The 12,424-nt window shown below is 69.1% G+C and carries 12 protein-coding genes; 7 read left to right on the top strand and 5 right to left on the bottom strand.

Features of this window, described 5'->3' with window-relative positions; all coding sequences use genetic code 11:
- Positions 1-86 precede the first annotated feature (86 nt).
- Positions 87-539 carry a DUF4430 domain-containing protein gene (locus KI385_RS13380; protein WP_238572406.1) on the top strand — a complete coding sequence of 151 codons (453 nt, stop codon included), beginning with the start codon at positions 87-89 and terminating at the stop codon, positions 537-539.
- 69 nt (positions 540-608) lie between these two features.
- On the opposite strand, the gene nadA is transcribed toward KI385_RS13380, so the two are convergent.
- Complete coding sequence (gene nadA, locus KI385_RS13375; protein ID WP_238572405.1) at positions 609-1,796, bottom strand: quinolinate synthase NadA; 1,188 nt, start codon at positions 1,794-1,796, stop codon at positions 609-611.
- Between the two features lie 305 nt (positions 1,797-2,101).
- On the opposite strand from nadA, the gene erpA reads away from it, so the two are divergent.
- Positions 2,102-2,455 (top strand): iron-sulfur cluster insertion protein ErpA, encoded by a 354-nt coding sequence (erpA, locus tag KI385_RS13370; protein ID WP_006606077.1) that lies wholly within the window; start codon positions 2,102-2,104, stop codon positions 2,453-2,455.
- Between the two features lie 96 nt (positions 2,456-2,551).
- Here the strand turns inward: erpA and KI385_RS13365 are convergent, their stop codons facing one another.
- Together KI385_RS13365 and KI385_RS13360 are read right to left on the bottom strand one after the other, a co-directional pair.
- On the bottom strand, positions 2,552-4,078 hold the full coding sequence (locus KI385_RS13365; RefSeq protein WP_238572404.1) for a flagellar basal body-associated FliL family protein: 1,527 nt from the start codon (positions 4,076-4,078) through the stop codon (positions 2,552-2,554).
- A 123-nt stretch (positions 4,079-4,201) separates the two neighbouring features.
- Positions 4,202-4,429: a hypothetical protein gene (locus tag KI385_RS13360; RefSeq protein ID WP_238572402.1), complete on the bottom strand. Its 228-nt coding sequence runs from the start codon at positions 4,427-4,429 to the stop codon at positions 4,202-4,204.
- Positions 4,430-4,599: 170 nt separating this feature from the next.
- Here KI385_RS13360 and KI385_RS13355 point away from each other — a divergent pair, with 170 nt between their 5' ends.
- Positions 4,600-5,574 carry a carbohydrate kinase family protein gene (locus KI385_RS13355; protein ID WP_238572401.1) on the top strand — a complete coding sequence of 325 codons (975 nt, stop codon included), beginning with the start codon at positions 4,600-4,602 and terminating at the stop codon, positions 5,572-5,574.
- A gap of 18 nt (positions 5,575-5,592) precedes the next feature.
- Here the strand turns inward: KI385_RS13355 and KI385_RS13350 are convergent, their stop codons facing one another.
- Positions 5,593-7,032, bottom strand: coding sequence for a cysteine desulfurase/sulfurtransferase TusA family protein (locus KI385_RS13350; protein WP_238572399.1), 1,440 nt, complete (start codon positions 7,030-7,032; stop codon positions 5,593-5,595).
- 372 nt (positions 7,033-7,404) lie between these two features.
- Between KI385_RS13350 and ctaC the strand changes: the two genes are divergently transcribed.
- From ctaC to KI385_RS13330, 4 genes are all read left to right on the top strand, one after another.
- Positions 7,405-8,367, top strand: coding sequence for an aa3-type cytochrome oxidase subunit II (ctaC, locus tag KI385_RS13345; protein WP_181923630.1), 963 nt, complete (start codon positions 7,405-7,407; stop codon positions 8,365-8,367).
- Entirely contained in the window at positions 8,364-10,100 is a 1,737-nt protein-coding gene (ctaD, locus tag KI385_RS13340; RefSeq protein ID WP_238572398.1) for an aa3-type cytochrome oxidase subunit I, read from the top strand. Before ctaC ends, ctaD begins: the two co-directional genes overlap by 4 nt.
- Positions 10,097-10,495 carry a cytochrome c oxidase subunit 4 gene (locus KI385_RS13335; protein WP_238572397.1) on the top strand — a complete coding sequence of 133 codons (399 nt, stop codon included), beginning with the start codon at positions 10,097-10,099 and terminating at the stop codon, positions 10,493-10,495. The genes ctaD and KI385_RS13335 overlap by 4 nt, the downstream gene beginning before the upstream one ends.
- A gap of 135 nt (positions 10,496-10,630) precedes the next feature.
- Entirely contained in the window at positions 10,631-11,905 is a 1,275-nt protein-coding gene (locus tag KI385_RS13330) for a L,D-transpeptidase (protein ID WP_238572396.1), read from the top strand.
- 19 nt (positions 11,906-11,924) lie between these two features.
- On the opposite strand, the gene KI385_RS13325 is transcribed toward KI385_RS13330, so the two are convergent.
- Positions 11,925-12,326 carry a DNA-binding transcriptional response regulator gene (locus KI385_RS13325; RefSeq protein ID WP_238572395.1) on the bottom strand — a complete coding sequence of 134 codons (402 nt, stop codon included), beginning with the start codon at positions 12,324-12,326 and terminating at the stop codon, positions 11,925-11,927.
- Positions 12,327-12,424 lie beyond the last annotated feature (98 nt).

Raw genomic sequence — 12,424 nt, 5'->3', positions numbered from 1 at the left:
CGGTCGGCCGGGGTGACCGGCTCGCCGATCGCACTGGGTGATGGGATCGTAGCTTTTGGTGCTGATCCGACGAAAGGTGAGCGACCGTGCCGTCCGCCCTGGCCCGCAAGGCCGCCCCTGTCACCGCTGCCGGGATCGCCTTCGCCCTGGCTCTCGCGGCCGCTCCACCGGCCGCCGCCACCGGAACCACGGCCTCCGTCCGCGTGAAGGTCACGGGCGGGGCCTACACCGCCAGCGTGGGCACCGGGACGGTGGCGCGCTTCGTCTTCGGCGGCTTCTACTGCGCCGCCGGCGACGGAAGCCCCACGCCCCTCACCGCCCTGGTCGACGCCGACGAAGAGTTCGGCTTCGGCGTACAGGCGCGCTGGGACGACGCCACGCAGGACTTTGTCGTCACGAGCATCCATGGCGATGTTGCCGACGACAGCAAAAAGTGGACCGCGTATGTGAACGAGAAAAAGATCACGACCGGGCCCTGCGGCACCGCGATCAAGGACAACGACAAGGTGCGCTGGACTCTGGAGGCCCCGAAGAAATGACCGGCGGCCCCGCCTCTCCCGAGGCGGGGCCGCCGGTCTTGCGTGGCGACAAAGGGGCGCCCACGGCGCCTACGGCAGCGCCAGCATCCGCTCCAGCGCCAGCTTCGCGAAGCTCTCGGTCTCCTTGTCGACCTCGATGCGGTTGACGACCTTGCCGGACGCCAGCGACTCCAGGGTCCACACCAGGTGGGGGAGGTCGATGCGGTTCATGGTCGAGCAGAAGCAGACCGTCTTGTCGAGGAAGACGATCTCCTTGTCCTCGGCGGCGAAGCGGTTGGCCAGCCGGCGGACCAGGTTCAGCTCGGTGCCGATGGCCCACTTCGAGCCGCGCGGGGCGGCCTCCAGGGCCTTGATGATGTACTCCGTCGAGCCGACCTGGTCCGCGGCCGCCACGACCTCATGCTTGCACTCGGGGTGGACGAGGACGTTGACGTCCGGAATGCGGGCCCGCACGTCGTTCACCGAGTCCAGGGAGAACCGGCCGTGGACCGAGCAGTGGCCGCGCCACAGGATCATCTTCGCGTCCCGCAGCTGCTCGACGGTCAGGCCGCCGTTCGGCTTGTGCGGGTTGTAGACCACGCAGTCGTCCAGGGACATGCCCATGTCGCGGACGGCGGTGTTGCGGCCCAGGTGCTGGTCGGGCAGGAAGAGAACCTTGTCCCCCTGCTCGAAGGCCCAGTCCAGCGCCCGCTTGGCGTTGGAGGAGGTGCAGATCGTGCCGCCGTGCTTGCCGGTGAAGGCCTTGATGTCGGCGGAGGAGTTCATGTACGAGACGGGCACGACCTGCTCGGCCACGCCGGCCTCGGTGAGCACGTCCCAGCACTCGGCGACCTGCTCGGCGGTGGCCATGTCGGCCATCGAGCAGCCCGCGGCCAGGTCGGGGAGGATGACCTGCTGGCCGTCGCCGGTGAGGATGTCGGCGGACTCGGCCATGAAGTGCACACCGCAGAAGACGATGTACTCCGCGTCCGGCCGGGCGGCGGCGTCCCGCGCGAGCTTGAAGGAGTCGCCGGTCACGTCGGCGAACTCGATGACCTCGTCGCGCTGGTAGTGGTGCCCGAGGATGAAGACCTTGTCCCCGAGCTTCGCCTTGGCCGCGCGGGCGCGCTCGACGAGGTCGGGGTCCGACGGCGCCGGCAGGTCGCCGGGGCACTCCACGCCGCGCTCGCTCTTCGGGTCGGCCTCGCGGCCGAGGAGGAGCAGGGCCAGCGGGGTCGGCTGGACGTCCAGGGGCTGGGCGGTGGTCACGACACGCACCCTCTCATTTCTGCAGACTGCCTTTTCGTCTATTTGACGCTATCTATCATAGCTGCTTCACGTCACTTTGACGATGGCCATCGTGTCGATGTGACGCATCACCACCCCGCCGTGTGTGGTCGGCCACCTGTTCCCGGCCGCCGGTGTGCGAGCATGAGAGAAGAAGGATGAGAGAGGCTGCCCCCGGCAGTGTCCGGAAGGCTTCTCCACAAGTTTGCGCCCAGCCGGAATTAATCCGGGACGTCTCCGGTTGCAGCTGGTTGCATCCGATGACAAGCGGTCCGTACAACCCGGGAGAGATGTAGATGAGCGTTCAGGACGAGACCACCGTCAGCGACGGCATCATCCTGTCCGACGCGGCCGCGTCGAAGGTCAAGAGCCTGCTGGAGCAGGAAGGCCGGGACGACCTCGCGCTGCGGGTGGCCGTTCAGCCCGGCGGCTGCTCCGGGCTGCGCTACCAGCTCTTCTTCGACGAGCGCTCGCTCGACGGCGATGTCGTCAAGGACTTCGACGGCGTCAAGGTCGTCACCGACCGGATGAGCGCCCCCTACCTGGGCGGTGCCTCCATCGACTTCGTCGACACCATCGAGAAGCAGGGCTTCACGATCGACAACCCGAACGCCACCGGCTCCTGCGCCTGCGGCGACTCCTTCAGCTAAGGGCCACGGGTAGTACGCACGAAAGGCGGCGCCCCCGAGTGGGGAGCGCCGCCTTTCGTCGTATCCGCTCACGGGCCGGCCGGTCGCCGGGCCCGTTCACCGCTTCGGCACGGACTCACCGGTCGACACATCGATCACCTTCCGGCCGTCCAGCGGCCGCTCCAGCGTCACGGTCTCGGTGAACTCCTTGGCGATCTTCACGCAGATCTGGCCCGGGTGCTTGTCCTTGCCGACGACCTTGGTCCGCACGGTCGTGGCCGACTCCTCGGCGCTCACCGAGTAGACGCTGCACACACCGCCCCAGAAGTGCACGGTGAGCTTCTTGCCGCCGTCGCTCACGTCGTACGACTCCAGCGCCATCGCGCCCGGCTTCCCGGACGGCCCCTTCGGCGGCTGCCCCGGGCTCTTCGAGGTGCCGTCGCCCGGGTGGGCCAGGTACTTCGGGTTCACCGCGGGGTGCGCGACCGTCGATGTCGCGTCCGGGCCGCTGCCGGCACCCGGCTGGCGCACCGTGTACAGCCACGACGGCACCAGCGCCTGCCCGCCCTTTACGTACTGCACCGCGAGCCCGAAGACCGCACCGGTCACCTCGGCCGGCTTCTGCGCCTTCGTCGGCGCCGGCTCGCACGGCGCGATCCCGTCGTCCTTGCCGCCCTTCCCTGCGGGCGTCGAGGGGCAGCCGGCCGGCTTGCGTCCATCGCCCGAATTCAGCCGGTCGAGCGTCTTGTCGGCGCTCAGCACCGGATACACCGCGCCCTTGACCGGGTTCGCCAACTGGCCGCTGCCGCCGACCACTTGACCGTCCGAACCGACCTGTAGATCGCTCTGCCAGCCGTACGTCGGCAGCCCGCCGAGCACCGGATCCGCGGTCACGATCCGCACCGCGCCGGACAGCCCGCTCGCATCGAGCTTGGCGCTCTGCTGGCCGATCGCCTTGAGCACCGGCCGCACCGCCTGCTTGGCCTTCTCCGGCGACACCGCGCCCTTGCCGCTGCTGTCGTCCTCGGTCGTGATGTCCCCGCCGCCGCGGTACGAGGGACAGCCGGGCCGGCTCGACGAGGCACCGCCGGCGGGCCGGTCCTCGCCCGTCCCGTCCTTGGGGGAGGCGGGCAGCGCGCAGTTCGTCCCGCCCGGGGTGCCGTACTGCGAGTACGTCCAGGAACCCGAGCCGGTCTTGTTCACCTGGAGGACGGGGCTACGGGCATCCCGTGTCAGCCCGCCGACCTTCCAGGTGGTGCCCTCCGAGCGGACCTTTCCGGCCACATCCAGCGCCTTCGCCAGCCGTTCCACCGACTCCCGGCTGATCTCCCCCTTGGGGCGGTACACCGGCGCGGACCCCGGCCCGTCGGGCAGCTTCGTCACGGCCCGGTACTTCGCGCCCTGCGGATTGGGCTCACCGGCCGCGATCGAGCCGCCGTCGTAGCCGTCGAGCGCGAGCGGCGGCGGGTCGCCCTTGGCCGGGGCGCCCGCGCCGGAGCCGTCGCCGTTGGACGCGGACGAGGCCCAGTACGCCGCGCCACCCCCGGCCAGCAGCACCGCGGCAGCCATCGAGGCGACCACCATCGGGGTGCGCCGCCTGCGCTCCTTGGGGTTCGGGGTGTCGTTGGTGTCCTCGGTGTTCACCGCATCGCTCCTTCAGCTCCGCTGAACATCTGACGTGCCATCCTCCGTGGGGTGGACGTCGATGGGACGGAGTGGGGGCGCGCGCGGTTCCCGTTGACCGCCGTTCGGGCGCCGAGCGATCGTTCAGTCGCCGTACTCGGACATTCCGTCCACCAGCGCGGCGGAGGTGGCAGGAACCTTGATCCCGTGCAGATCGGAGGCGCGCCCCGGTGCCGGCGCGGTCCGCCGCCCGGCCTTCCAGTGCCCCGCCATCCGGGCGCAGTCGCCGCGTAGCTCGTCGAGCGATTCCGGGTCCGATACGGCGGGTGAGCAGGCGGCGCGCGATGTGACGGCTTTCACAGGCTTGGTCATAGAGGCACCGTACGCAGCCATGTGCCGGCGAGAAAGGCCTACTATTGGGTAGTTATTTGCTGGTTTCAGCAGATCCAAGTGTCCGGGATGACCGGGTGGCCCCGCACCGTGCCCGGTAGCGTTGCTCTCCGTCCGCCCGCCCCTACGCCCTCCGCAGGAGCAGACCCGTCGTGCGTATCGCAGTCACCGGCTCCATCGCCACCGACCACCTGATGACCTTCCCCGGCCGCTTCGCCGACCAGCTCGTGGCCGACCAGCTGCATACGGTCTCCCTTTCGTTCCTGGTCGATCAGCTCGATGTCCGCCGCGGCGGTGTCGCCGCCAACATCTGCTTCGGCATGGGCCAGCTCGGCACCGCGCCGATCCTGGTCGGCGCCGCGGGCAACGATTTCGAGGAGTACCGCGCCTGGCTCGACCGCCACGGCGTCGACACCCGTTCCGTACGCATCTCCGAGGTGCTGCACACCGCGCGCTTCGTGTGCACCACCGACGCCGACCACAACCAGATCGGCTCCTTCTACACCGGCGCGATGAGCGAGGCCCGGCTGATCGAGCTCCAGCACGTGGCCGACCGGGTCGGCGGTCTGGACCTCGTCCTCATCGGCGCGGACGACCCCGAGGCGATGATCCGGCACACCGAGGAGTGCCGCGGCCGTGGGATCCCCTTCGCCGCCGACTTCTCCCAGCAGATCGCCCGTATGGACGGCGACGCCATCCGCACCCTCCTGGAGGACGCGGCCTACCTCTTCTCCAACGAGTACGAGAAGGGCCTGATCGAGACCAAGACCGGCTGGACCGACGAGGAGATCCTCGCCAAGGTCGGCACCCGCGTCACCACCCTGGGTTCCAACGGCGTCCGCATCGAGCGGGTCGGCGAGCCGGCCATCGAGGTCGGCGTCCCCGAGGAGAACGCCAAGGCCGACCCGACCGGCGTCGGCGACGCCTTCCGGGCCGGCTTCCTGTCCGGTCTGGCCTGGGGCGTCGGCCTGGAGCGCGCCGCCCAGGTCGGCTGCATGCTGGCGACGCTGGTCATCGAGACCGTCGGCACCCAGGAGTACGAGCTGCACCGCAGCCACTTCATGGACCGCTTCACCAAGGCGTACGGTCACGAGGCCGCGACCGAGGTCCAGCAGTACCTGGCCTGAACCGGCCGGACCCTTCCGTCAGACGCGGCGCCGCACCACATACGCGGCGCCGCGTTCGGCGGACCGCTCGCCCACGTACTCCTGGTCGCGCATCGCGCACCAGGCAGGGATGTCCTGCCGGGCCGCCTCGTCGTCGGAGAGCACCGTCACCGTCCCACCGACCGGCACCTGGCCGATCACCTTCGCCAGCTCGATGACCGGGATGGGGCAACGCCTGCCGAGCGAGTCGACGACCAGGCCGGCGGGCTCGTCGGGCTCCTCGTGGGGCGCCGGGGCCGCCGCGGCCCCGCCGGCCGTCGCCGCTACGGTCTCCGGCCCCGCCGCCGGTACCCCCAGCCGCTCCCGCACCGACCGCACCACCTGCGGCAGCACATCCAGGAAGCGGTCCACATCCGCCTCGGCGGTGCCGTACGGCAGCGAGACCCGCACATTCCCCTCGGACAGCACACCCATCGCGCGCAGCACATGGCTCGGCGTCAGGGTGCTGGACGTACAGGACGATCCGGACGAAACCGAGAACCCGGCACGGTCCAGCTCGTGCAGCAACGTCTCTCCGTCGACATAGAGACAGGAGAAGGTGACGAGATGGGGGAGGCGGCGCACCGGATCGCCGACCACCTCCACATCCGGCACCAGCTCCGGCACCCGTGTGCGGATCCGCTCCACCAGCCGCCGCAGCCGCGCCGCCTCGTCCATGGTCTCCGGGGCCGTCCGCAGCGCACGCAGTGAAGCCGCGGCGGCCACGATCCCCGGGATGTTCTCGAACCCCGGGCTACGGCCGGACTCCCGCTCGTCATACGGCCCCTGGGGCGCGAACCGGGTCCCCTTGCGGACCGCGAGCAGCCCCACCCCGGGCGGACCGCCCCACTTGTGGGCGCTCGCCGCCAGCAGCGACCAGGCACCGGGCACCGGGCCCCAGGGCAGCGACTGCGCGGCGTCCACCAGAAGGGGCACCCCCGCCTCCTGGCAGAGCGCGGCCACCTCTTCGACCGGCTGTTCGGTTCCCACCTCGTGGTTGGCGGACTGGAGACAGACCAGCGCGGTGTCCGGGGTGAGCGCGGCGGCGGCCTCGTCGGCCGCCACCCGGCCCGTACGGTCCACGGCCAGCTCCGCGCGGGTCCCGCCGGCCGCCTCGTGGACCTCGGCGGCGTGCAGTACGGAGGAGTGCTCGACGGCGGAGTGCAGCAGCCGGCGGCCGACACGCCGCCGGGCCGCCAGCGCCCCGGCGACGCCCCGATGCACCGCCTGCGTCCCCGAAGGGGTGAAAACCAGCTCGTCCGGGCGGCAGCCCACGGCCTCGGCCGCGGCCTCACGCGCGGCGTCCAGCAGCAGTCGGCCGCGCCGCCCCTCGCGGTAGAGGCGGGCCGGGTCGGCCCAGCCTTCGTCGAGCGAGGCGAGCAGGGCCTCACGGGCGACGGGATGCAGCGGTGCGGCGGACGCCGCGTCGAAGTAGGGCACGTACGAGACGTTAGTCCCCCCGCCGACGCCTGGGGGAGCCCCACCGGGGTGCGGAGCGCGGCCCCGGGTCACGGCGGGCGGGGCGGCCGTCCGCGGGGCCCGGCGGGCAGCGCGGGCACGGTGCCGGGCATGCCGTCAGATGCCTGGTGGGAGCGGGTAATCGGGGGTCCGGCGGATGCTCCCCGGGGGAGCCGGCCACCCCTTAGGGGTGCGTCGCGGCGCGTTGGGCACCCTCCCCGCGCGACCCCAAATAGCGTCCAGTAGGGTTTGGTCCGCATAAACATCCAAACCCCTGCCCGACGCAGGGCGGCGACCGACCAGCGAGTAAGGCCGCAGCCGACCGCGCGGGCGAGACTCTCGGGAAGGCGCTACGTGAGTCCCAACGGCTCCGACCGCTCGTCGCGGCGCCCGATGCGGCGGAAGCTGCCGCAGGTGCTTGCTGCGGGCCTGGTCCTGGCGACCGCTACTGGTTGCACATATAAGGACTTTCCCCGCCTCGGCATGCCAACGCCCGTCACCGACGAGGCGCCGCGGATCCTCTCTCTTTGGCAGGGCTCCTGGGCCGCCGCCCTCGCAACGGGCGTGCTGGTGTGGGGCCTGATCATTTGGAGCGTGATCTTCCACCGCCGCAGCAGGACCAAGGTGGAGGTCCCCGCGCAGACCCGGTACAACATGCCGATCGAGGCCTTGTACACGATTGTTCCGTTCATCATCATCGCGGTGCTTTTCTACTTCACCGCGCGCGATGAGAGCGCACTCCTCAAGACTTCCAAGAAGCCGGACCACGTCGTCAATGTGGTGGGCTTCCAGTGGAGCTGGGGGTTCAACTACCTGGAGGACGTGGACGGCAACAAGTCGACCACGAACATCAACTCCAGCGCGCTCTCCGCGATCCCGGACAAGTGGAAGAAGACCGCGCCGGCCGGTGCCGACGGTGTCTACGACGTCGGTATCCCGGGCACGCGGAACCCGCAGACCGGTAACCCTGGCCCGACCCTGTGGCTGCCGAAGGGCGAGACGGTCCAGTTCGTGCTGACGTCGCGCGATGTCATCCACTCCTTCTGGGTGGTGCCGTTCCTGATGAAGCAGGACGTCATCCCGGGCCACACCAACGTCTTCGAGGTGACCCCCAACAAGGAGGGCACCTTCATGGGCAAGTGCGCCGAGCTCTGCGGCGTCGACCACTCTCGGATGCTCTTCAACGTCAAGGTCGTCTCCCCCGAGCGGTACCGGGAGCACCTGAAGGACCTGGCGAAGAAGGGCCAGACCGGATACCTGCCGTCGGGCATCAAGCAGACGGATCACGCCAGGAATGCGGAGACCAAGAACCAGTGAGCATCCTCAACGAACCTCAGGGTGCCGCCGCCGATACGGCTCCGGCAGCACCGCCTGTACGCAAGAAGCAACCCGGTATCGCTGCCGTGAAGTGGCTGACGACCACTGACCACAAGACCATCGGCACGATGTACCTGGTCACGTCGTTCGCGTTCTTCTGCATCGGCGGCCTCATGGCGCTGCTCATGCGCGCCGAGCTGGCCCGTCCCGGCACGCAGATCATGTCGAACGAGCAGTTCAACCAGGCGTTCACGATGCACGGCACGATCATGCTGCTGATGTTCGCGACGCCGCTGTTCGCGGGCTTCGCGAACTGGATCATGCCGCTGCAGATCGGCGCGCCCGACGTGGCGTTCCCGCGGCTGAACATGTTCGCCTACTGGCTCTACCTGTTCGGCTCGCTGATCGCGGTGGCCGGCTTCCTCACCCCGCAGGGTGCGGCGGACTTCGGCTGGTTCGCGTACTCGCCGCTCTCGGACGCGGTGCGTTCGCCGGGCGTCGGTGCCGACATGTGGATCATGGGTCTGGCCTTCTCCGGCTTCGGCACGATCCTCGGTTCGGTCAACTTCATCACCACGATCATCTGCATGCGCGCGCCTGGCATGACGATGTTCCGGATGCCGATCTTCACCTGGAACGTGCTGCTGACCGGTGTGCTGGTCCTGCTGGCCTTCCCGGTGCTGGCGGCGGCGCTGTTCGCGCTGGAGGCGGACCGTAAATTCGGTGCGCATGTATTTGACGCGGCCAATGGCGGCGCATTGCTCTGGCAGCACCTCTTCTGGTTCTTCGGTCATCCCGAGGTGTACATCATCGCCCTGCCGTTCTTCGGCATCGTTTCCGAGATCATTCCGGTCTTCTCCCGGAAGCCGATGTTCGGTTACATCGGTCTGATTGCGGCGACGATTTCGATTGCCGGTCTCTCGGTCACGGTGTGGGCGCACCACATGTATGTGACGGGCGGCGTGCTGTTGCCGTTCTTCTCCTTCATGACGTTCCTGATCGCGGTGCCGACCGGTGTGAAGTTCTTCAACTGGATCGGCACGATGTGGAAGGGCTCACTGTCCTTCGAGACGCCGATGCTCTGGGTGATCGGCTTCCTGATCACCTTCACCTTCGGTGGTCTGACCGGTGTCATCCTGGCCTCGCCGCCGATGGACTTCCACGTCTCCGACTCGTACTTCGTGGTGGCGCACTTCCACTACGTCGTCTTCGGCACGGTCGTCTTCGCGATGTTCGCCGGCTTCCACTTCTGGTGGCCGAAGTTCACCGGCAAGATGCTGGACGAGCGCCTCGGCAAGATCACCTTCTGGACGCTGTTCATCGGCTTCCACGGCACCTTCCTCGTCCAGCACTGGCTGGGCGCCGAGGGCATGCCGCGGCGTTACGCGGACTACCTCTCGGCCGACGGCTTCACGACGCTGAACACCATCTCGACGATCAGCTCGTTCCTGCTGGGCCTGTCGATCCTGCCGTTCATGTACAACGTGTGGAAGACGGCGAAGTACGGCGAGAAGATCGAGGTCGACGACCCCTGGGGCTACGGCCGTTCGCTGGAGTGGGCGACGTCCTGCCCGCCCCCGCGGCACAACTTCCTCACCCTGCCGCGTATTCGCTCCGAATCCCCGGCGTTCGACCTGCACCACCCGGAGATCGCGGCCCTTGACGCGCTGCACAACGGTCACGGCACTGAGGACGACAAGTCCCTCGCCGGCGGCAAGGAGGCGGGCAAGTGAAGATCCAGGGCAAGATGTTCATCTGGCTCTCCGTCTTCGTCCTGGCCATGGCGATCGTCTATGGCCTGTGGTCGAAGGAGCCCGCGGGTACCACCGCGCTGTTCCTGGCCTTCGGTCTGTGCATCATGGTCGGCTACTACCTGGCCTTCACGGCCCGGCGGGTCGACGCGGGTGCGCAGGACAACGAGAACGCCGAGGTCTCGGACGACGCCGGTGAGCTGGGCTTCTTCAGCCCGCACAGCTGGCAGCCGCTGTCCCTGGCCGTCGGCGGTGCGCTCGCCTTCATGGGCGTGGTCTTCGGCTGGTGGCTGCTGTACTTCTCCCTCCCGGTGATCCTCGTCGGCCTCTTCGGCTGGGTCTTCGAGTACTACCACGGCGAGAACCGCACGCAGTGAGCACGGCGCAACTGCGCCACGGCGGGCCCGGACACCTCAACAGGTGTCCGGGCCCGCCCCGTTTGGGGGGCCGGGGCAGACCCGTTTGCAGTCCTCCAGCGCGCTGAGACAGGTGATTCTTCATATTTTTGGGTCATGAGTCACAGACCTCGAACCCGGACGGTGCTGAGCTGCGGCCTCCTGCTCGTGCCCCTCGCGGTGAGCGCTGCCGCGTGCGGGGGCTCGGCGTCGGATCAGCTCTCCGCCAACCCCTACGACGCGGGCGACCAGATCACGGCCAACACCCCCGACGGAAAGCAGAAAGCGGACCCCGACAAGCCGCTTGAGGTCTCCGTCAAGGGCGATGAGGCGCGGATCACGGACGTGACCGCCACCGATTCCACCGGCCGCTTCGTCCGCGGCGAACTGAGCGCCGACGGCAGGCACTGGCGTACCACCGTGCCACTGGCCGCCGGCACCCGCTACACGGTGCGGGTGAGCACCGAGGAGGAGGACGGTTCTCCCGGCCGCAAGACGCTCGTGGTCCACACCACGGATGCCGACGGCCAGTTGACCGCCGTCTTCGGCCCGGAGAGCGGCGAGTACGGCGTCGGCCAGCCGGTCACCGCCGAGCTGAGCCAGCCGATCAAGGACGTCAAGGCGCGGGCCATCGTGGAGAGCGCCCTGAAGGTCGACTCCATGCCGCGCGTCGAGGGCGCCTGGCACTGGGTGGACGACAAGAAGCTGCACTTCCGCCCCAAGACGTACTGGCCCGCCCACGCCACCATCTCGGTGCACAGCAACCTGGCCGGCCTGAAGATCGCCAAGGGGCTCTACGGCGGCACGTCCAAGCCCGTGAAGCTCACCACCGGCGACCGTGTGGAGGCCGTCACCGATGCCTCGGCGCACCAGATGACGGTGAAGCGCAACGGCGAGACGATCAACACCATCCCCGTCACCACCGGCAAACCCGGCTTCTCCACCCGTAACGGCGTCAAGGTCGTGCTCGGCAAGGAGAGCTTCGTACGGATGCGCAGTTCGACCGTCGGCATCGCCGCCGGGAGTTCGGAGGCCTACGACCTGCCGGTCCACTGGGCCACCCGGGTGACCTGGAGCGGTGAATATGTGCACGCCGCACCCTGGTCCGTCGGATCACAGGGCGCGGCGAACGTCAGCCACGGCTGTACGGGCATGTCCACGAACAACGCCCAGTGGTTCTTCAACACCGTGCGGGTCGGCGACATCGTCAAGGTCGTCAACAGCGGCGGCGACACCATGACGCCGTTCGACAACGGCTTCGGCGACTGGAACATGCCCTGGCAGGAATGGCGCGCCGGCAGCGCACTGAAGAGCAAGGCCTCCAGCACCACAGGAGCGGCCGAGCGCGAGCAGAATCCCGCCGACGACGCCCGGCTGCGCCCGGGGCTCTGAGGGGCTCTCAGCAGGCCGCTCAGGCCTGTACGAGGTGCTTTCGGCGCAGCAGGCCGGCCAGGGCGTCGGCGAAGGCCACCGGATCCAGCGGATGGGTCACCGCGGCGTCCGCCCGGCTCCAGGTGGCCAGCCAGGCGTCCTGCGGGCGGCCGATCAGCAGCAGCACCGGCGGGCACCGGAAGATCTCGTCCTTGATCTGCCGGCAGACACCCATCCCGCCCGCGGGCGCGGTCTCGCCGTCCAGCACACAGACGTCGATGCCGCCCTGCTCCAGGGCCTCCAGGACCGCCGGTGCGGTGGCGCACTCCAGGATCTCGATCTGCGGGACATCGGCGGCGGGGCGCCGTCCGGCCGCCAGCCGGACCTGCTCGCGGGTGTTGGCGTTGTCGCTGTAGACCAGCACCGTGGCAGTCGCCTGCATCGTTCCTCCACGCTTCGTAGCGGCACAGCATCGGGTGGGGCGGATGCTACTCCCGCGGCGGGTGCCCGCAGGAGGGGTTGAGCGGATCCAAGATCTGC

The organism is Streptomyces inhibens (genome assembly GCF_022221585.1).
Lineage (GTDB): Bacteria > Actinomycetota > Actinomycetes > Streptomycetales > Streptomycetaceae > Streptomyces > Streptomyces inhibens.
Note: the sequence above shows the minus strand (reverse complement) of the source record. Positions and strands in the feature narration are given on the sequence as shown.

Bases quoted from the DNA above. Each gene is read 5' to 3' on its own strand.
- erpA (WP_006606077.1), top strand. From the start codon at position 2,102: ATGAGCGTTCAGGACGAGACCACCGTCAGCGACGGCATCATCCTGTCC.
- KI385_RS13360 (WP_238572402.1), bottom strand. From the start codon at position 4,429: ATGACCAAGCCTGTGAAAGCCGTCACATCGCGCGCCGCCTGCTCACCC.
- KI385_RS13330 (WP_238572396.1), top strand. From the start codon at position 10,631: ATGAGTCACAGACCTCGAACCCGGACGGTGCTGAGCTGCGGCCTCCTG.
- KI385_RS13325 (WP_238572395.1), bottom strand. From the start codon at position 12,326: ATGCAGGCGACTGCCACGGTGCTGGTCTACAGCGACAACGCCAACACC.